At 50.2% G+C, this 18,114-nt stretch carries 20 protein-coding genes; 13 read left to right on the top strand and 7 right to left on the bottom strand.

The features are described from left to right. Positions 1-894 (top strand): DUF4113 domain-containing protein (locus tag N5J69_RS21870; RefSeq protein WP_279772545.1); only part of this gene is annotated, 894 nt, incomplete at its 5' end. A 39-nt stretch (positions 895-933) separates the two neighbouring features. Next, positions 934-1,191, top strand: coding sequence for a DNA polymerase III subunit theta (locus N5J69_RS21865; RefSeq protein WP_203025739.1), 258 nt, complete (start codon positions 934-936; stop codon positions 1,189-1,191). A 4-nt stretch (positions 1,192-1,195) separates the two neighbouring features. Here N5J69_RS21865 and N5J69_RS21860 read toward each other — a convergent pair whose 3' ends face one another. Together N5J69_RS21860 and N5J69_RS21855 are read right to left on the bottom strand one after the other, a co-directional pair. Further along, complete coding sequence (locus N5J69_RS21860; protein ID WP_203025715.1) at positions 1,196-2,515, bottom strand: DUF1173 family protein; 1,320 nt, start codon at positions 2,513-2,515, stop codon at positions 1,196-1,198. An 89-nt stretch (positions 2,516-2,604) separates the two neighbouring features. Continuing rightward, entirely contained in the window at positions 2,605-3,198 is a 594-nt protein-coding gene (locus N5J69_RS21855; protein ID WP_203025716.1) for a recombinase family protein, read from the bottom strand. 389 nt (positions 3,199-3,587) lie between these two features. On the opposite strand from N5J69_RS21855, the gene N5J69_RS21850 reads away from it, so the two are divergent. Together N5J69_RS21850 and N5J69_RS21845 are read left to right on the top strand one after the other, a co-directional pair. Continuing rightward, positions 3,588-4,466 (top strand): DUF2971 domain-containing protein, encoded by an 879-nt coding sequence (locus N5J69_RS21850; RefSeq protein ID WP_279772542.1) that lies wholly within the window; start codon positions 3,588-3,590, stop codon positions 4,464-4,466. Between the two features lie 30 nt (positions 4,467-4,496). Beyond that, on the top strand, positions 4,497-5,696 hold the full coding sequence (locus N5J69_RS21845; protein ID WP_203025718.1) for a type II restriction endonuclease: 1,200 nt from the start codon (positions 4,497-4,499) through the stop codon (positions 5,694-5,696). A 385-nt stretch (positions 5,697-6,081) separates the two neighbouring features. Here N5J69_RS21845 and N5J69_RS21840 read toward each other — a convergent pair whose 3' ends face one another. After that, a complete protein-coding gene (locus N5J69_RS21840) occupies positions 6,082-6,666 on the bottom strand; it encodes a DUF2726 domain-containing protein (RefSeq protein WP_203025719.1) in 585 nt (194 codons plus the stop codon). A 268-nt stretch (positions 6,667-6,934) separates the two neighbouring features. On the opposite strand from N5J69_RS21840, the gene N5J69_RS21835 reads away from it, so the two are divergent. Together N5J69_RS21835 and N5J69_RS21830 are read left to right on the top strand one after the other, a co-directional pair. Further along, a complete protein-coding gene (locus tag N5J69_RS21835) occupies positions 6,935-7,618 on the top strand; it encodes a ParA family protein (protein WP_203025720.1) in 684 nt (227 codons plus the stop codon). A 56-nt stretch (positions 7,619-7,674) separates the two neighbouring features. Continuing rightward, the gene (locus tag N5J69_RS21830; protein WP_203025721.1) at positions 7,675-8,022 is read left to right on the top strand and encodes a molecular chaperone; all 348 of its coding nucleotides are present in this window, start codon (positions 7,675-7,677) and stop codon (positions 8,020-8,022) included. 540 nt (positions 8,023-8,562) lie between these two features. Here the strand turns inward: N5J69_RS21830 and umuC are convergent. The 3 genes from umuC to N5J69_RS21815 form a co-directional block, all read right to left on the bottom strand. Beyond that, positions 8,563-9,834, bottom strand: coding sequence for a translesion error-prone DNA polymerase V subunit UmuC (gene umuC, locus N5J69_RS21825; protein ID WP_203025722.1), 1,272 nt, complete (start codon positions 9,832-9,834; stop codon positions 8,563-8,565). A gap of 1 nt (position 9,835) precedes the next feature. Further along, positions 9,836-10,276 (bottom strand): translesion error-prone DNA polymerase V autoproteolytic subunit, encoded by a 441-nt coding sequence (gene umuD, locus N5J69_RS21820; RefSeq protein WP_071199882.1) that lies wholly within the window; start codon positions 10,274-10,276, stop codon positions 9,836-9,838. A gap of 124 nt (positions 10,277-10,400) precedes the next feature. Then, complete coding sequence (locus tag N5J69_RS21815; protein ID WP_267910507.1) at positions 10,401-10,523, bottom strand: hypothetical protein; 123 nt, start codon at positions 10,521-10,523, stop codon at positions 10,401-10,403. An 801-nt stretch (positions 10,524-11,324) separates the two neighbouring features. On the opposite strand from N5J69_RS21815, the gene N5J69_RS21810 reads away from it, so the two are divergent. From N5J69_RS21810 to N5J69_RS21795, 4 genes are all read left to right on the top strand, one after another. After that, positions 11,325-11,867, top strand: a complete 543-nt coding sequence (locus tag N5J69_RS21810) for a single-stranded DNA-binding protein (protein ID WP_203025723.1) — start codon at positions 11,325-11,327, stop codon at positions 11,865-11,867. 148 nt (positions 11,868-12,015) lie between these two features. Next, complete coding sequence (locus N5J69_RS21805) at positions 12,016-12,558, top strand: conjugation system SOS inhibitor PsiB family protein (RefSeq protein ID WP_203025724.1); 543 nt, start codon at positions 12,016-12,018, stop codon at positions 12,556-12,558. Between the two features lie 110 nt (positions 12,559-12,668). Then, positions 12,669-12,953 (top strand): hypothetical protein, encoded by a 285-nt coding sequence (locus tag N5J69_RS21800; RefSeq protein WP_279772527.1) that lies wholly within the window; start codon positions 12,669-12,671, stop codon positions 12,951-12,953. A 541-nt stretch (positions 12,954-13,494) separates the two neighbouring features. Continuing rightward, the gene (locus tag N5J69_RS21795) at positions 13,495-14,928 is read left to right on the top strand and encodes a DNA cytosine methyltransferase (protein ID WP_226330046.1); all 1,434 of its coding nucleotides are present in this window, start codon (positions 13,495-13,497) and stop codon (positions 14,926-14,928) included. A 34-nt stretch (positions 14,929-14,962) separates the two neighbouring features. Here N5J69_RS21795 and N5J69_RS21790 read toward each other — a convergent pair whose 3' ends face one another. Continuing rightward, a complete protein-coding gene (locus N5J69_RS21790; RefSeq protein WP_203025726.1) occupies positions 14,963-16,177 on the bottom strand; it encodes a type II restriction endonuclease in 1,215 nt (404 codons plus the stop codon). A 751-nt stretch (positions 16,178-16,928) separates the two neighbouring features. On the opposite strand from N5J69_RS21790, the gene N5J69_RS21785 reads away from it, so the two are divergent. The 3 genes from N5J69_RS21785 (at position 16,929) to N5J69_RS21775 (ending at position 17,902) form a co-directional block, all read left to right on the top strand. Then, positions 16,929-17,306 (top strand): DUF5983 family protein, encoded by a 378-nt coding sequence (locus N5J69_RS21785; RefSeq protein WP_203025727.1) that lies wholly within the window; start codon positions 16,929-16,931, stop codon positions 17,304-17,306. 78 nt (positions 17,307-17,384) lie between these two features. Then, positions 17,385-17,534, top strand: coding sequence for a hypothetical protein (locus N5J69_RS21780; RefSeq protein WP_279772522.1), 150 nt, complete (start codon positions 17,385-17,387; stop codon positions 17,532-17,534). A 5-nt stretch (positions 17,535-17,539) separates the two neighbouring features. Further along, positions 17,540-17,902 (top strand): hypothetical protein, encoded by a 363-nt coding sequence (locus N5J69_RS21775; RefSeq protein WP_203025728.1) that lies wholly within the window; start codon positions 17,540-17,542, stop codon positions 17,900-17,902. Positions 17,903-18,114: the final 212 nt, after the last annotated feature.

The raw sequence follows: 18,114 nt of genomic DNA, 5'->3' as shown, positions 1-18,114 counted from the left end.
TTTCTGAGACGACCCCAAAAAGAAATTGGACTGACGATCGGCGTTGGTTTTGGACCTTCAAAGACACTGGCTAAGCTCGCTAATTTTGCTGCTAAAAAATGGACGCGAACAGGAGGTATCGTCGATTTAACCAGCCCGGAGCGGCAGAGAAAATTACTCGCACTGGTAAGCGTCGATGACATCTGGGGAATCGGTGGCAGGCTGAGTAAGCGACTGCATACGATGGGGATTAGTACAGCGCTCCAGCTGGCTGACAGTAACATCAGCATGATTCGGAAAAGCTTCGATGTGATAGTTGAGCGTACGGTTCGCGAACTTAACGGTGAATCCTGTCTGGCTCTTGAAGATGCCCCGCCGCCAAAGCAGCAGATTGTTGTGAGCCGCAGTTTCGGACAGCGTGTCACCAGTATCGAAGATCTGCAGCAGGCTGTCGTAACGTACGCCACGCGTGCCAGTGAAAAGCTCAGAGAACAGGGCTCAAAGTGTCAGCACGTCAGTGTGTCAGTTAATACAGGGCGATACGGGAACGAACCACAGTATGCCAACTCAGCGGCTATGACGTGCGAATATCCAACCAGTGACACACGGGACATTATCGGCCTGGCATTGCGTGCTCTTGACGCAATATGGCGCGACGGTTACCGGTACGCAAAAGCGGGCGTCACCCTGGGGGATTTTTACCAGTCAGGTGTCGCACAGCTGGACATGTTCAGTCAGCAGCTGCCGCGCGCAAACGCGGATGCTCTGATGTCTGCTGTCGATCAGATAAACCGTTCGGGGCTGGGTAAGGTGTGGTTTGCAGGACAGGGAACAGACAACGTATGGAAAATGAAACGCGAAATGCTTTCTCCGCGTTATACCACCTGCCTGAGCGAAACTTTGCGAGTAAAGTAACGTGTGTGCCCACAGGTAAAATGCAAAAGGAGCTAAATGATGATTGAACGCAGCGATAACAATATAGCCCGGCGATCGACTGAGGAGCGTGAACGGGTCAATATTGATCTGGCTGCTTCCGGCGTTGCATATAAAGAGCGCATGAATATGCCGGTGCTGGCTGCTGAAGTTGAACGTCAGCAGCCAGAACAGTGGCGCGACTACTTCCGTGAAAGACTGACTTTTTACAGGAATGCTGCACTACAGTTCCCTCGCGGGAATGATCCTGTTTATGCAAAGCCGGAAGCTGATAAATAGGCTTTTAACCTTTAACGGGAAACGCTGGAATGTTACTTAAGGCATCAGCTTTATGCGCATCCCAGCTCCACCAGTTACCCTCCCCGTACTCTTCACGATAATGCTCAAGCTTCACAGCTTTACGATCGAGATAATCTGGTGTGTTCATGCCGAACACTTCAAGCGGCACGATCTCCCGGCCAGGCACGTCTTTTAGCAGGAAATCTGGAAACACGTCTGCCTCACCGTCATAGCGCAAAGGCTTAATGAACTGACGTTTTTCCTGCCAGAGCTTTTTCTCAATGACGCCTTCCCATGACGAATCGAGAGGAATAAATCTGGGGCTGACTGTCATCAGCGCCGCATCGATGACTGTACAGGTGTTGTATGGAACAGGTTTGCCATCACGCTGCCTGAATTTTTTTACCGGCGGATCGGTTTCAGCTATCAGCATAACTTTTTGCCCGCGGCGCCAGTCGCCCAGCTCGCGAGAAAAGCTCCGGTTAAGCCGACTGATTAAATCTGCCGGCACATCAAGAGACGGAAAGCCCGCAGCCTCAGCGAGCGGAAGCGTGCCGTTCAGGCTGGCCTCTTCCTCGGTTTTGCATGACTTCAGGCTAGTAATCATTATGAGACGCTTGTTTGACGCAGCTGCCGCGTCAATCGTTGCCCAGTTGTTCCTGATCTCCTGCGTCCCTGGTCGCGCCATGATGACCAGAACAGATTTCAGAAGCGTTTTCCCAATGCTGATTTTTTCAGCAACCTGCTTCAGGCGCCATGCAGCCCAGGCATTATCGCGAGTACGCTTGTCAAAATTAGGATGCCAGTGATTAACTTCAGCCTGTTCCCACATGAAGTGAAGCAGGCCAAGAAGACGCATAGCTGGCTGTCGTTTGCGTTTTCCTTCTGCTCTTGTATCTGTTGGCTGCTTCGTCGCATCGCGCTCCGTAGCCTCTTTTTTTTGTAGCCCGGTAGGTAACTTGATACGGAAATGACCAGGAGAGACGGCCTTAACCACGTCTGAGGTGTAAATCTCACCCTGCTTTTCATCTGCCCATACAGAATAGAAACGACAGTCAGATGCGTGTTCTGAACCACTGTAGGACCAGCGAGCCAGCCAGTAATTATCATGCGTGGAGGAATAGCAGGCTTTAAGGCGGCGGCGGTTTTCGCCTTCGCCATCCTTCATGCACTGGCAGGTAATCAGCGTCGTCGCTTTGTTCTGTCGTGCAAACCGGATGTAGTGTTTGAATGTCTCTGCCTGATCCTTCTGAAATGCTGCATCACACTCAACGGTTTTTACCTGTCCCGTGAAGCAGACAGGATATGTTTTGATGTCTGACATATTGGCGTCCTCTCTGAGTCATGGCGTGGCGATATAGCGTTAATCATGTAAATCCTGATCGCCAGCCAATCCGTTTATTGAGTTCCGTTTTACGCGTCGTCTCCGCCAGACCGGGACGCTTTAATCCTGAGTATGGTTTGCCGCGTAGTCTCAAATTCACGCGCTATCGCACTGATGCTTTCACCTGAGTCAATTCGCGCAAGAACCTCAAGCTTTTGTTCATCGTTAAGCGCAGGAGGACGGCCAAATCTTTTCCCGGACGCCTTTGCCCTGGCGATGCCTGCATGGGTACGCTCAATGAGCAAATCACGCTCAAACTCAGCGACTGCTGAGATCACCTGCATCGTCATTTTGCCGGCCGGACTGGTCAGGTCTACTCCACCAAGCGCGAGGCAGTGCACACGAATTTCTGATGTAGCAAGAAGCTCGACAGTTGTTCTGATGTCCATTGCATTACGCCCGAGGCGATCGAGCTTTGTCACAATCAGGACGTCACCATTTTCCATCCTGTCGAGGAGTCGCATAAACCCGGGGCGTTCGGCAGCTGCAACCGAACCGCTGACGTATTCCTCTATCAGACGTTGGGGGCGAATGGCAAAACCAGCAGCCTCGATCTCTCGACGCTGGTTTTCAGTGTTCTGTTCCAGGGTTGAAACCCTGCAGTAAGCAAAAACTCGTGACATGGCGTTACTACGTGTACTAAATGGGTGTACTTATTGTAACGCATGTACGAAATTAAAAACACTGACTTACGTACATACGCTGTGACGGGTGTCCGAAAACGACCGTTATCGGACGTAGATATGATGATAGAAAAGTTACTTAAAAGGTAAGTGCTAGTTTATTTACAATCAAAATATTACACAATTGAAACAATTAGGCATTTAATGGTTTTGTTGCTTACAATAAAACATGTGATTAGAAATTTTTTATGTTAAAGATAATAAAGATCAAAATCGTTTATTAACCATATTGTGAAAGCAAAATACTATATGTTAAGGTGAAGAAAAGTTGAAAGAAAATTGAACTTAAGTTAAATTTTTATAACCCTAACATACAGAATGAAAAATAAATGTTATTTAAATACTGTCCTATCACCGAATATTCAGTAAGTTCCTTAGTGAAAAATACATTGTATCTAAATCATCTTAATAGGATGAATGATAGTGCTGAAGGTTTTTGTTCAGTTGTAAGCGGTTTCCCTGATTATAATGAAAAAGGCCAAAGGTATGATTTAATATTAAAAACTTGGTGCGGTGAATCCGGTTGGTTACCTTCTGAAGATGAATATAGAGAATATATTGATTTAATGAGAGAAATTGAACCCAGCGTTCCAGATTTGCTGGACTCTGCGCGAATATCCTGCTTCACGAATACGGCTACAAACCCAACGATGTGGGCACACTATGCAAGAGACCGAACAGGAATATGTATAGAGTTTGATGAAGAAAAATTTAATGAGTTAGAAGAAATGTATGTGTTTGATGTTAAATATGTGAAGCATCCTCCTTCTATTGACACCGCAGTACTAACTTTAATAGGAGACCAAATAGAGTTTAACAATGATGCGATGTATAAAGGTTATACAGATGGATTTGAGCAACTCTATGAAGAAGCCTTCGAGGAAGGAAGGAGCATATTATGGGAGATATTTAATGGGATGATAGCAACTAAATCTCAAGAATGGTCTTATGAGCAAGAAAAAAGGCTTATATACTTATTGTCATTCCCAGACGAAGAACAATTAGCAAAGAAAAATAAGGACGGGATAAATATTTCGCTTCCTAAAGATTGCATCAAGAGTGTTATTTTAGGAGAGAGAACATCTGATCATGATAAAGAAATTATTGTTAAAGCCATAAAGGATTCTGGTGCAGGCATCAAGTTGAAAAAGGTTGTAAGAAAGCAGGGGGAGTATTTGCTAACAATTGTCGATGAAAGCTTTGATTAAAATTCTCATTCTTAAATTTAAAGGGTATTTATGCCGCGCTTAGCAACATGGTTAAATAGAAAGGCAAGTGAAAATCATTTGTTTTTTATAAAGAGGCTTTCTGCAAATGATACAGGGGCTTCTGGATCTCATCAATCAGGTGTATACATTCCTCTAGAAATAATGAGGAGGGTTATTCCTTCCATTTGTCATTATCACGACAGAAATCCGAGTACGTCTTTGATTGCAAAGATTTCTTCTCAGTTTAGCCCTCCTCGAGAAATCATAGCAACTTATTACAATAATAAGTTTTTTGATGGCAGCGTGAATGAACCTCGATTGACCCGTTGGGGAGGGAGGTTTAGCCCTTTAATGAACCCTGATTATACGGGTGCTTTAGCTATATTTTCATTTGAGCTTGGAAATGAACCAGATTGTAAATTTCTCGATGTGTGGGTATGCAGTAACTCTTATCAAGAAGAAATAATTCAGTCGCTTATTGGAGAGATATTTCCCGGGACAGTTGCATATGGATTATCTTATGAAGTAATTGGAGGGGTTGTGGAGAATCAGACTCCACAAAAAAAATATAATATTCCTCCGAGCTGGCATGAGAAATTTCCCTCTGGTCGAGATATTATTGAATTTTCTTCTAGGTTGGATAATTATTTTTTCTCTAGAGATCCTGACGCTTTGCTGATGAAAAGGCGTAACATTGAATATGATGTTTTTTTATTTGTTGAGGAATTACATGCGGCAAATATGATTAATAAAGGTTTTGACTCAGTAGATTCGTTTATAAAAGTTGCAAACTCTATAAGTAATAGAAGGAAATCAAGGGGCGGGCGCTCTCTTGAAATTCACCTTGAAAATATACTAATTGAGTTTGGGGTGACTCAGTTTTCGACTCAAGCTGTTACAGAAGGAAATAAAAAGCCGGATTTTATATTTCCTTCTCAAGTTGCATACCAACAACCCTATTTTCCAGTTGATAAATTAAGAGTGCTGGCAGTAAAAACTACATGCAAAGATCGTTGGAGGCAAGCTGTTTCAGAAGCAAATAAAATTTATCATAAGCACCTTTTTACTTTGCAGGAAGGTGTGTCAATTAATCAGTTTCAGGAAATGAAAAGTGCAGGAATACAATTGGTTGTTCCTCGTGAGTTACATAATAAATACCCTAGTCAGATTAGAGAAGAACTCATGACACTTAGCGATTTTATCGAAGAACTAAAATCTCTTAGTTACTAATGTTGAAGTGGCATTCATTTCTTTTTTGTCTCAATGGTTTTTTATATGCGGTTGATGAGGTGTAAATATGTACGCTTATGATGATAAATATAGTTATGTTTTTTTAATTTTTTATTGGTTATTTCACATCAGGTAATTGAATGCTTTCAAAAGTTGCACTTATGTCATTAGAAGATTCTCATTTAAACCTGTATAATGATTGGTTGCTATCATCGATAGCTTATTGTGAAAACGAAATTGATAGCATTTATCCTGCTGTATGTAATAAGGTTTTTTACGAACTTAAAGAGCGTATTTTTTTGCAAGAACTAAAACGTTACCGCAGGGAGCTGCGGCGCGTTCTAGATGAAAAGAAGAGACGACTTCACTGGTGGTGTCACTGACTTCAGGCTGCTCTTGCGTGCAAATGGTTACTGATGGCTTTAATATCAGCGTCTGTATAGCTTGAAGATAGTTCTATAAAGGCTATACCCGCATTGTGGCATGCCTCACGTTTGACCGCGTCGCGCACAATGGCGTCGCCTTTAAAGTGGCCTCTTCCATGATACTCAACAACGGCTATCGGCTGCCCTGACCAGTCTATGATCACGAAGTCTGCCCTCTTGCTATTAATCGCCAGGTAAGCCTGCTTGTCATCCGAGCCAAGAATCTCACCGAGTGATACCTGGGAGAATACGCGGTAGCCACGATGTGATGCTGAAAGCAACTTTTCAAGCCTGCAAAATACGCCGTACTCACTTTTATTCATCAGTGGGCGCTTATAAAATTCGTTGCCCCTGACCGTAACCAGCTGGCGCTCTGCTACAGACTGCTCCCTGACAACCTCCTGAGCACGGTCATAACTTTCACGCTTCGGTGGCTGATAATCTGTTTTGCGTTTGTATACGCTCCCCTTCCGTTTACGTTTTCCACCTGAAACCAGGTAAGCGATCACAGCGATAGCGATCAAAAACCAGAAAAACATATCCATATATCTTCTCCAAAAAAACCGAAAGAAACGCAGGTATCTTACTGAGATAACCACGCCAGAAAAACTGATTGTACCCCTCCCCTGCCCTGGTTCGAAGAGCAATGCTAATGAATATGCGTGTTCTGTTTGTGTATATCTAACACATCTTTTAAATACTAAAAATGTACATTTTTAGTATTCAGTAAGTATTCTTTATTGCACATTGATAGATGTACTGTTAAGGTGCTTAACAGATACTGAAAATGTACATTTTAGGGATGGGGAAAGTATGAATAACGCATCAAATCCATACGCGGGAAAAGTTATAGCGGTAGCAATCAAAAAGGGCGGTACGGGCAAATCGCTTATCAGTCTGAACATAGCGCCCGAGCTTAAGCCTGATACTTTTTACGACACTGACCCTACTCCGGCCGTGACGACGTTTAATGGCTTTCGTGATGAAGATATTCGGTGGAATGTAGTCCGCCTGACCGACGACATGGAAAATGTCGTGGACCGCTTTATCGCCGATGTTCTTGAAGCTAAAGAGAAGGGGCAGACCGTACTGGTTGACTGCGGTGGTTTTGACTCCTCGATCACCCGTGCTGCTGTAGCACTTGCTGATCTCATTATTTCTCCGCTGAAGGATGACCCGTCCGATATTCTGGGCCTTCACGAATTCAGTAAGGTACTGAATGAAATTTCGGCGGATCTGGGTGTGAAAAAAATTGCCCATGTTGTGATGAATAAGGTCCCGCCAAATCGACGCAATTACAGCGACATCGATAACTACATTGCCCAGTTCGACAATCTCGTCCGGATGGAGACGGCTATTCCGATGGATAAAGCTGCACCACAGCAGTTTGGTCAGGGCATGGGGGTTGTTGAGCATATGACAACACGCTACAGCAATGTAGGTAACGCTATGCGCTCGCTCTTTTTAGATATGCGCAATGCTATAGAAAAGGTATGATTAAGATATTCAATGAGTATTGAAAATGTACTTTTTAAATATGAATGGTGTATCTGATGGCGAATCCTAAATCAGCAATGTTCGAACGCATTTCACAGCTCTCAAAAAACGCACCTTTGCACGAAGCAGGGAGTTCTGCACCGGCTGAACAACAGCCTGTCGCGACCGAAGCAGTCAGACCTGCAGAACCAGAGAAGCTGGCTGAAAACGAACCTTCCGTCCCACGCCGTAAAGCGAAAGCTGTGCGCAGAGCCAAAAATGTTCAAATTCCCGAAGATCTCTGGGACGCATATGACTCACTAAAAGAGCGTAACGTCACATCCCTGTTGATGACGCCTTATATACTTGAAGCATTTCGCGAAAAACTTGCGCGCGATGGCGCGTTTGATAGTAAGAAAGACTGAATGTAGCAGGACATTACCTGAAGTCATTAACATTCAGAAGATATACTATAAATACAAAAAATGTACATTTTATGTACTTTAAGGGTACTTTATGGGTACTTTATAAGTATCTGTGTGTGGGGTGGTGAGTATGTTCAGCCTGAGTCATTTAAACATCAATGCTCTTTGATGATACAGAACAAAGAGGACGCAAATGACTCAGTTAGAAGAGATATACAGGACGTTCAGGAACGGTGACCCGGTAATCACGGGTACACAGAGCGTAAAAATGCTTAAAGGAAATGTACGCAGAAAGCGGCCTGCGTTCGAAGAGTGGCAGCAGCGACTTAACGCCGGTGACAGGTTGCCGCGCAGTCGCTATTTCACTGGTAAAAAACTAGGGCTCGTAATGCGTTTTATTGATGAATTTCACCTGGCAAACTCATCCTCGTAAGAGAAAAGGGCAGTAAAATTTTTAGCTGCCCCGGTCTATGCTTCTGATGCAAATTTAATGCATAAAAAGTATTTAAAATGTACACATTAAATACTTAATAGATCCCTTTAGCATACCTTTGCAACTGGTAGCTCCTTCCAGTTCGTTGTCCAGGCTTTACTCAGCATCTCCCGTTTCATCTTCCAGTCAGGGTCAATACCTTTACCCGCAAAGCCTATGCTGTAGCGCCCGGAGCGGTTCATCGAATCCATCAGGCTCATGAGCGCTTCACTGCCGGCACGCGGCGCCTCGTCATCAAACAGGTTAAGCTGCGCCACGCCGTTCGGCCGCAGTTCGCTCAGCATGATGCCGGCTTTCGCATAGCGATAGCCCGGGCGCCAGATGGTATCCAGCGATTTCACTGCTGCCTCGATGATGTTCCGCGTGTCCTGCGTGCCAACGCGCAGTTTCACAAACGCCGTGTTGCCGTAACCAGGCTGTCCGGTATCGAAAGGGGAGGTGCGGATAAAAACGGAGATGTGGTGGCAGAACTGCCTGTCTTCGCGAAGCTTTTCCGCCACGCGTTCTGCATACGCGCAGACGGACTGTCGCATTGCGTCATATTCCGTGATGCGTTCGCCGAAGCTGCGGCTTACGACTATCTGCTGTTTGGGCGGGGGCGCATCTTCTATCGGGATGCAGGATTCGCCGTTAAGCTCGCGTACCGTGCGCTCCAGTACCACACCGAAATTCTTGCGGATGAAGGAAGGAGAGGCGCGTGCCAGATCGAGCGCCGTTGTCACGCCGAGCAGCTGCAGGCGTTTTTCAAGCCGCGAACCCACGCCCCAGAGTTCACCCACGGGCTGACGAGACAGCAGCTTTTCGGTCCGCCCCGGATTGCCTGGCGTGAGTGCCAGCACCCCGCCAAACTGGGGCCATTCCTTACCGGCCCACTGTGCTGACTTCGCCAGAGTCTTCGTTGGCCCAAGCCCGACGCCGACCGTCAGGCCTGTGCAGGTCCTGACGTGCGCCCGGATCATGCGGCCAAAGTCCTCATATGGCATAGTCATTTCCATACCCGTGCAGTCACAGAACCCTTCGTCAACCGAATACACCTCCAGCCGGGGCACCATCTCCTCGATGCAGGACATTACCCGCGTGCTCATTGAATGGTACAAAGCGTAATTGCTTGAAAATATATGTATTTTCTCAGGGAAGTGCTGATTTTTTATCTTGAACCACGGATCGCCCATTTTCACGTATTTTTTGGCTTCCTTGCTGCGCGCGATAACGCAGCCGTCGTTGTTCGACAGGATGGCCACCGGCGCATTTTTCAGGTCGGGCCGGAATACCTTCTCCGCGCTGGCGTAAAAGCTGTTCACGTCAATCAGGCCAAACATGTCAGTTCCTTTTGCGAGGGGTATGCACGAAGTGCACCACTACGCCGAAGATCTCAAGCGTGTCCGGGTCCGGAATAATAACGGGATAGGCGGGGTTCATGGGCTGCAGAACGGGTCCCTTCGGTGTGAGCAAAAGGCGCTTTACCGTGAATTCGCCGTAAAGCTCGGCGATAACCACGTCGTTGTGCTCCGGCGTCAGGGAGCGATCGACAATAAGCAGGTCGCCGTCATACAGGCCAATGTCCTGCATGCTGTTGCCCTGCGCGCGCAGGAAAAAGGTGCTTGCCCTGTGGGCTATAAGATATTCGTTAAGATCGAGCTCCTGCTCCGCATAGTCCTGGCAGGGTGAGGGAAACCCGCAGGGCACACGTTCCAGGAAAAGAGGCCTGAAGCTGGGCGGCGGATTGTCCGCCGGGTGCATCAACTCAAAGGCGTTAAACATAGCAAAAATCCCTGTCAAAATGCTGTATGTATTTACAGTAGTATTAACTGGCTTACCGCAAGGTGCAAGATGGCAGATGCAGCACTGTCGTAATGGTTATTCGGGACCATTGATTTATATAGAGTTACAGCGAAGCGATAGTGCAATATTTAGCCTGTTCCATTGAGGCTTCTGCTGACGCGGCCTGCAGACGTTCATCAACAGCTTTATGCGCCGGATGTGCAGAAAAGATGTGGATAAGGGCCACCTTCGGCTTCCCCTGGGGGGGGCGTCAGCCCTACTCAGCTACCCGGCAAAGCCGGCAAGCTTCGCCGGACCGCAGGCGTTCCGGGCCTGACGGCTAGGGTCTGATGTCTGCAAAAACAGCGCATTACGTGCTGGCGCTCATCTGAAAACCTGACAGCAGCCTTTTTATCACGGTCCTGATGTGTATGATTAGCGCTCACTTAAGGGACTACATAAACAGGGAGCTTGTTATGAAAACCATTATCTCCTCTCTCCAGCCCGGTACTGCCTGCCGCTTGCAGCGCACGGGCCTGCACTGACGCATTCAGATAGCGGCATCCTGCCGCAGACAAACACCCTAAAACAGAACCAGACAGCGGGACCTTAAGGGACCTGCAGCCAGCCCGTGGCTGGCGCGAACCGCGACGGCAAGAAATCGCCGCCGCTCTGAGGCGCAACGCCGTTTCGCTGCCGCTCAGCCGCCGTTGCTGCTGCATCGTGCTGTGCTTTTCCGCCGGATTTCACCGGTTTAAGTCCTTTCGCCGGGGCTGAGACAAGCACAGGCGCCGTGGCCGTCCAGGGTGAAGTGAACGCCGGGAAAATTTTTTTCCGGCCACTGCGTTAGACCGGAAATAAATGTCCCCGTCGCCCCGGACGTCTGCCGTCACCCGCGCTGGTTTACGCCCTCGCGGCGAAGGATCTCAAACGGGTGAAGTGAATACCGGAGGAAAAAACCAGCCGATTTCCACAAAACGTCAACACCGCGGCTCCCGAAACTCAACGGGTGACGTGGTTAAAACCCAACTGCATGAGGAGAACGAACATGGCTTCACGAGGCGTCAACAAGGTCATTCTGGTCGGCAATCTGGGACAGGACCCGGAGCTGCGCTACATGCCTAACGGCGGCGCGGTCGCAAACATCACGCTGGCCACGTCAGAAACGTGGCGCGACAAGCAGACGGGTGAAAACAAAGAGAACACAGAGTGGCACCGCGTGGTGCTGTTCGGAAAGCTCGCCGAAGTAGCGGGGGAATATCTGCGGAAAGGTTCGCAGGTTTACATCGAGGGCCAGCTGCGCACGCGTAAGTGGCAGGACCAGGGCGGTCAGGATCGCTATACCACAGAAGTGGTTGTGAACGTCGGCGGCACCATGCAGATGCTGGGCGGGCGCGGCAATGGCGCCGGCGGGCAGACCGGACAGCAGTTCAGCGGGCAACAAAACGCTCAGCCAGCACAGCCAGCTGCAGGTAACGGCGGCAAAGGCGGTAAGGGCGGTCGTGGTGCGGCTCAGCCGCAGCCTGATCCCCAGTCACAGCCGCAGGGCAACTATCCGCCGACGGATTTTGACGACGACATCCCGTTCTAGAGTTGCGGCTTCGCTCACGCGAGGCGGCGAATCTGGTGAAAACAGCAGGTAAACGAAGCAGAAATGCGGCCGGAACGGCCGGGATGGTTGCCCTGGCGGAGCTGTCACTCCGCGCAGGGCATGACAATCAAATTATGAGGAACTCGATATGTCAGCGACTCAGTCTAAAGAAAAAATTCGTAACAGCAAGTCTTCCACGTACTACGGTCGCCGTCGTGGTGGCTACCGCAGCTGCTGCGGCAGCGAACTGACACGCGATGAGAGCGTGACACTGCAACGTCTTAAGGCATTCACGCCGGGCGACTTTGAGGCCTACAGCGCGCGCGGTGAGGAGTTTCGCCGGCGGCTGTGCGGGACCGTACTGAATGCCCTTCAGCTCAGTAATACCTGGCTTACCGACTGCGAATGCCGGGGAGAGTGGGGCGGGGTGTTCCCGGTTCATCTCCGCCTGACGCACCGAAAAAATCCGCTCGTCACGCTCGACATCCTGAGCCCGGGCAGCGAGTCGCCTTTCTGGCACGGGCTTATCTGGATAAATCCCGATCACACCGGGCTGTACGTTCTGAACACTGAACAGTTTGAGCCGGAAAGTATCGGCCGGCTGCTGACGCGCATTGAAGAGATGGTCTCAGCGGGCATTAGGCCAGCGGAAATCGTGGCGGTACTGGGCAGAAAAGGAGCGCGCGTATGAATACCGTCATGATAGTACCTGCAGCGCCTCCCCTTTATCCGCAGCGGCACAGGGTCTGCAGGCTGCACAATGTATTTTCACTCCCTGCGCAGTCTGTAGCCCAGGCGAGGATGGCAGCAAGAAAGGATAACGCATGCCCCCATGTACACACGTTGCTGAGCCTGCCTGAGAATATCGGGCGGCCTGCTTCTGTGGCGTCAGAACGAACTTCACTGGCGATGATGCACCAGGCTGAAGCGCAGGAAAGACTTATCTGTGAGGCCGAAACGGCGCTGGCCAGCCAGTCAGTTCGCACATACCGGCAATGGTACTCGCACTGGCGACGTCGTGGTGTACGGGTGAACGATCTGCTGGATATGACGTGGGTGTGGCGCCAGCGTGCCCGGACTGATTGAGAATAGAGAGCATTCTGTCAGTCAACTATGCGCCTGCATGAAGACAGAATATCTCGACCGGTCAGACCTGTTAATGTTTTAGGCTGTGGCGCCGATAGTGTTCAAATCCTTCACCAGGGATACACATTGATGGTAAATCCGTTTTGACGATGCTTCACGGCATCGTTTTTTTTTGCATTTCAAAAAGAACCCGCCTGAGCGGGTTTTAAACGGATTACAGTCCCGGGGGAATGGGGCGAGGGAGATAAGGATTATTTCTCCCTGTGAGGGTCAGAAACATCTTAGCGAAGTTGATGTGTTGCGTCGTGAATAAACCGACTATTGAGGGATAATTAGGAATAACTCGCATAGCTGGAAAAGCCATGTTCACGGCTTAATTTTCACTGTGTCTGGCTGCCCTCTGCAAAGTGTTATCTGAGACAAGACCATTGAGTGTTCATCAGGCGTTCTGACATGACACTGTTTAAATATCCAGATTAATTCTTTCCCTCTGGGTCATATGAGTGATAGAGTTTCACCCATAAGACCCATTGGAGGCAATATGTCTGAATTTGAATTACTGGCACAGGATCTGCTCGAAAAAGCAGCCGTGGAAGAACAACTACGTCAGGAAAACGACAAAAAGCTCATCGGGCAGGTACTGGAAATCTATGACCAGAAATACGTAGCAGAGCTGCTCAGAAAAGTCGGTAAAAATGAGTGGAGTCGCGAGACGCTTAATCGCTGGATCAATGGTAAGTGCCCGCCAAAGTCGCTGACGTCAGCAGAAGAAGCGCTTCTGCGAAAAATGCTGCCGGAAGCGCCTGCGCACCACCCGGACTATGCCTTCCGGTTTATTGACCTGTTTGCCGGCATTGGCGGTATACGAAAAGGGTTTGAAGCCATCGGCGGTCAGTGCGTGTTTACCAGCGAATGGAATAAAGAGGCTGTGCGCACGTACAAAGCCAACTGGTTTAACGATGAGCAGGCGCACACGTTTAATCTCGACATTCGGGAGGTAACGCTCAGTGACAAACCTGACGTACCCGAAACCGATGCTTATGCCTACATTGACGAGCACGTGCCGGATCATGATGTACTTCTGGCCGGTTTCCCGTGTCAGCCGTTCAGCCTGGCTGGGGTAAGCAAAAAAAATTCACTTGGCCGGGCGCACGGTTTTGAATGTGAAGCGCAGGGAACGCTTTTCTTTGATGTCGCGCGCATTATCCGTGCCAAAAAGCCGGCTGTCTTTGTGCTGGAAAACGTCAAAAACCTGAAGAGCCATGACAAGGGTAAAACCTTTAAAGTCATTATGGAGACTCTGGACGAGCTGGGTTATGAAGTGGCGGATGCGGCTGACATGGGCAAAGGCGATCCGAAAGTCATCGACGGAAAGCATTTCCTGCCTCAGCACCGTGAACGCATCGTGCTGGTCGGTTTCCGTCGCGATTTGAATATTCATCAGGGTTTTACCCTGAAGGACGTCAGTCGTTTTTATCCGGAACAGCGACCGTCATTTGGCGAGTTGCTGGAGCCCGTGGTTGACAGCAAATATATCCTGACGCCGAAGCTCTGGGAGTATCTCTACAATTACGCCAAAAAGCACGCTGCTAAGGGGAACGGCTTCGGTTTTGGTCTGGTCAACCCTGAAAACAGGGAAAGCGTTGCCCGTACGCTTTCGGCCCGCTATCACAAAGACGGTTCTGAAATTCTGATTGATCGCGGCTGGGATATGGCTACGGGTGAAACAGATTTCGCGAACGAAGAAAATCAGGCGCATCGTCCACGCAGGCTGACGCCGCGTGAGTGCGCGCGCCTCATGGGCTTCGAGAAGCCCGACGGAAAACCTTTCCGTATTCCGGTATCGGACACGCAGTCTTACCGTCAGTTCGGGAACTCCGTAGTGGTTCCTGTGTTTGAAGCGGTTGCGAGACTGCTGGAACCTTACATCCTGAAAGCCGTTTCTGCCGATGCTGAGAAGGCAGAAAACATCTGAGTGCGTCTCCCGGCAGGGTATGCCGGGAGATTATTCAGGGAAGATCGGCGTAAAGCCCTATCAGCTCGGCAATAAAGGCGCCCAGCGTCATTAATTCTGCCCTTACCGCTTCCGGGTATTTTTTATGTAAGGATGACGGCACGACCAGCCTGACCCCTTCCGCCTGCATTTCCCTGTACTGCGCCTGTGACACCCCTTCCTGCAGCGTAAACAGGTGAACCGGAGAAATTCTGTGGGCTTCATTCAGTATCTGGCGCCAGCGGTCTTTACAGGTGGTTTTGACGGCCAGCATGCGCAGATTGTCTGCAGGGAACTCAGCGTTGTGATAAGCCTCGGCGGAGGGGAACAAAAAGTCGGGCTTTTTGTTCCCCTCTGTGACTGCCTGCGTAGCGAAATGCCGTAGCCCGTGCTCTATGAAAAGATGCTCCAGATGCAGTTCCAGTGACTTACCGGCCCGCGACTTACGGCGATTACTGACGGAGTTAGCCAGTGCAATGAATTCATCCACGGAGCCAAATCCTTTGCGGATGATGTCCAGAACGTGGAGTTCCTCAACCAGCAGAAAGATGTCGTACTCGACGCGCCGGCGGTCAACAAGCTGCTCATCCGGATCGTGTGAATTTTTCACGTAATGCCCGGCGGCATACTCAATGATTTCACTTCCTGACGGGAAGCGTTGCTGCCAGTCCGCCGGGATAACGTATTTATGATTAACGGTCGCCTGCTGCAGAGACAGGCCGCCCAGAATGCGATCGGCAGGCCCGGATATTAGCGTGCCGGGGAACACTTCACCGATAGCGGTCTCGATAACGTCCTCTTCGTCCGGGCTGACGCAGACCCAGATGTCTGCAGCCGTACTGTCCCCGCCGCGATCATCAAGCCTAAAGGCCAGAATCGTCAGGGCCCCGGTGTTTTCAGGGTCCTGAAGCGGGCTGCCTCTTCCCCAGCGTGTGATACGTTTCTCATTCCGGGTTTTGCCAAAGTGACGGCTGTTGTAATAAATCGCCCGGGCCTCGCTGTCCGGACAGTCATGAGATGACACATGTGTGGTGAGAAAGACCGAAGGGTTAAGGTCGCGGGTGTGGTTTATAGACGGAAAGAGCTTTTCAACAATACCGGAAGGGATATAAAGCCCGACCTGATGGCTCCGGGTGGCGCCGGTGTCATTAGCGGAAAGACGTTTGATATAAAGAAAGTAATTTCCGCCTGCAATCTGAAGTAACCAGTTATGAAAAGCCGACATACACATCCCTCTGTTGTCCTGAAATTCAGTTCGCCATTTTTTCATAGTCAGACAAAAGCAGCCAGTAAGGCTTACCTGACAATCACAGTAAAACTTAATATGAACCTCAGCACACTTTCTGCCGCTAATTTCTGAACAGACGCCTCTCGCCAGAAACGGGTGGCTCTGTGGACCAGGTGAAACCGGTGCTGACGCCCCGGTTATCTTCCGTCGTCTGTGCTTTCTCTCTCCGGGACGCTGTCTCCCGGCCTTCTCTTTCTGCTTCCAGCTGCTGTACTGCAGAATATTTTCCGGCTTCTGGTTGATGAAGGTTAACAGCATGAACAGCCTGATGGCCCCCTTCGGCTCCCCGGCGCTGCCGGGTCGTCACCCCCACTGCGCTAACCGGCAGAGCCGGTAAGCTCCGCCGGACCGCGTTGCGTTCCGGGCCTCCCAGCCAGGGTCTGATGGCTTTAACAGATAACTGCTGCAGCGGGCCTGCGCCCGCGCCTTCACCGCGCCGGCATACGACCGCCGCCGCTTTCATGTCGTCACGCCTGAACGGCGCGCCGGGTGTGCGCATTCCCTCTCTGTAAGGTTGTTCATCTCTCACCGGCTCTCTCGCGAAGGGCCGGGTTTCGCATCGTCGTCCGGAAAAAGCAAGGCTGAAGTGTACGGCTTCGCCGGCCCTGCTTTGTCCGATCGCCGTCGCGTGCACGCCCTTTGCCGCGAAAGGTCCCGACGAGAGATGAGTTAACCAACCTAAAGGAGAACCGGAATGCACACACAGAACGTCAACACCGCCGCTCAGGAACCCTCGGAAAGATGGAGGGAAGGGCAGGCAGCCACCAGCATCGAAAAATGCCTGATATTGAGCACCGCGCACATGTCCCTGGAAGACAGCGATCGGATTTACTGGCTCTCACGTCGTTCAGAGAAAGGGGACGGGGCTTGGATGTGGATACACGATACCGGTTATGGGCACCTTATATGCCTCGACATGGACGGAGACAGGCTCCGGTGGCTGCGTAATCAGGGTCTTTCGGAAAGCCTCTGTTACCTGCTGGAGACGGTCTCACGGCTGTCCGGCACACGCATGTTCCATTTCGACCGCGACGCAGGCATCCAGCCGGCTTTTGTAACTTACGACTGGTAAAACACGGCAGTCATGCCGTCAGAAGCACCGGCGCGGCAGCAAACGCGCCGGTTAAAGCAGAAGCGAAGGAGTTACCTGATGCGTTACAGTAAGAAAACAGAAGTGCAGGCGCAGCGTTTTGCGCAGGCTTACCGCGAGGGCAGACCTGCCAGCATGCCGGCGATGCGGTTCAGTGACTGGCCATGCTTTATGGCCACGGTCAGAAAATTACAGGGAGGTCAGGCATGAAAGGGATGAGTAATGAATTTCCGGTATCGCAGGGTGAGATTGTGCGTGTGCTGGGCCAGTGCTGTCACATAACGCTGAACACGGGCGCCGAGGCGTTTTACATTAACGGGCAGTTCATCACTGACTCATATCCGGGCGAAGGAGCACCCTGGTTGCTGAACCTCGCGCGCAGCATTGCAGCGGCCTCTGGCCATACGCTGCGCTGCTATGTGGTGTCAGAGCCTGATGACGAAGAGTGGGCATGGAATGACGTGGTCGATCAGCTGACAACACGCGCCCGCGTGGATGCTGCACCGCTCTTTACGCCCGCCGGCCCGGAAGCTCCCAGAGGGCTGATAGCCAGGCTGCTGAGCTCCGTCCGTAAATAATTAAATACAGGCAGGCCCGCGCCTGCCTGAATCGGCTTTCGTCCTGATCCGCATGAAGGCGCTGCCGGCATCGCATAAAACCCTGGCGGCCCTGCGGGCCGGGAAAAGACGGTGCTGACGCACCGCCTCTCTCCCTTCGCCTGCGCTTTCTCTCTCCGGGACGCTGTCTCACGGTCTTCTCTCTCTGCTGCCTGCTGCTGTTTATCCCTTTT

The organism is Pantoea sp. GD03673 (genome assembly GCF_029844725.1).
Lineage (GTDB): Bacteria > Pseudomonadota > Gammaproteobacteria > Enterobacterales > Enterobacteriaceae > Pantoea.
Note: the sequence above shows the minus strand (reverse complement) of the source record. Positions and strands in the feature narration are given on the sequence as shown.

Excerpts from the sequence above, each read along its gene's own strand:
- N5J69_RS21865 (WP_203025739.1), top strand. The coding sequence starts at position 934 with ATGATTGAACGCAGCGATAACAATATAGCCCGGCGATCGACTGAGGAG.
- N5J69_RS21860 (WP_203025715.1), bottom strand. The coding sequence starts at position 2,515 with ATGTCAGACATCAAAACATATCCTGTCTGCTTCACGGGACAGGTAAAA.
- N5J69_RS21855 (WP_203025716.1), bottom strand. The coding sequence starts at position 3,198 with ATGTCACGAGTTTTTGCTTACTGCAGGGTTTCAACCCTGGAACAGAAC.
- N5J69_RS21850 (WP_279772542.1), top strand. The coding sequence starts at position 3,588 with ATGTTATTTAAATACTGTCCTATCACCGAATATTCAGTAAGTTCCTTA.
- N5J69_RS21845 (WP_203025718.1), top strand. The coding sequence starts at position 4,497 with ATGCCGCGCTTAGCAACATGGTTAAATAGAAAGGCAAGTGAAAATCAT.
- N5J69_RS21840 (WP_203025719.1), bottom strand. The coding sequence starts at position 6,666 with ATGGATATGTTTTTCTGGTTTTTGATCGCTATCGCTGTGATCGCTTAC.
- N5J69_RS21835 (WP_203025720.1), top strand. The coding sequence starts at position 6,935 with ATGAATAACGCATCAAATCCATACGCGGGAAAAGTTATAGCGGTAGCA.
- N5J69_RS21830 (WP_203025721.1), top strand. The coding sequence starts at position 7,675 with ATGGCGAATCCTAAATCAGCAATGTTCGAACGCATTTCACAGCTCTCA.
- umuC (WP_203025722.1), bottom strand. The coding sequence starts at position 9,834 with ATGTTTGGCCTGATTGACGTGAACAGCTTTTACGCCAGCGCGGAGAAG.
- umuD (WP_071199882.1), bottom strand. The coding sequence starts at position 10,276 with ATGTTTAACGCCTTTGAGTTGATGCACCCGGCGGACAATCCGCCGCCC.
- N5J69_RS21810 (WP_203025723.1), top strand. The coding sequence starts at position 11,325 with ATGGCTTCACGAGGCGTCAACAAGGTCATTCTGGTCGGCAATCTGGGA.
- N5J69_RS21805 (WP_203025724.1), top strand. The coding sequence starts at position 12,016 with ATGTCAGCGACTCAGTCTAAAGAAAAAATTCGTAACAGCAAGTCTTCC.
- N5J69_RS21800 (WP_279772527.1), top strand. The coding sequence starts at position 12,669 with ATGGCAGCAAGAAAGGATAACGCATGCCCCCATGTACACACGTTGCTG.
- N5J69_RS21795 (WP_226330046.1), top strand. The coding sequence starts at position 13,495 with ATGTCTGAATTTGAATTACTGGCACAGGATCTGCTCGAAAAAGCAGCC.
- N5J69_RS21790 (WP_203025726.1), bottom strand. The coding sequence starts at position 16,177 with ATGTGTATGTCGGCTTTTCATAACTGGTTACTTCAGATTGCAGGCGGA.
- N5J69_RS21785 (WP_203025727.1), top strand. The coding sequence starts at position 16,929 with ATGCACACACAGAACGTCAACACCGCCGCTCAGGAACCCTCGGAAAGA.
- N5J69_RS21780 (WP_279772522.1), top strand. The coding sequence starts at position 17,385 with ATGCGTTACAGTAAGAAAACAGAAGTGCAGGCGCAGCGTTTTGCGCAG.
- N5J69_RS21775 (WP_203025728.1), top strand. The coding sequence starts at position 17,540 with ATGAGTAATGAATTTCCGGTATCGCAGGGTGAGATTGTGCGTGTGCTG.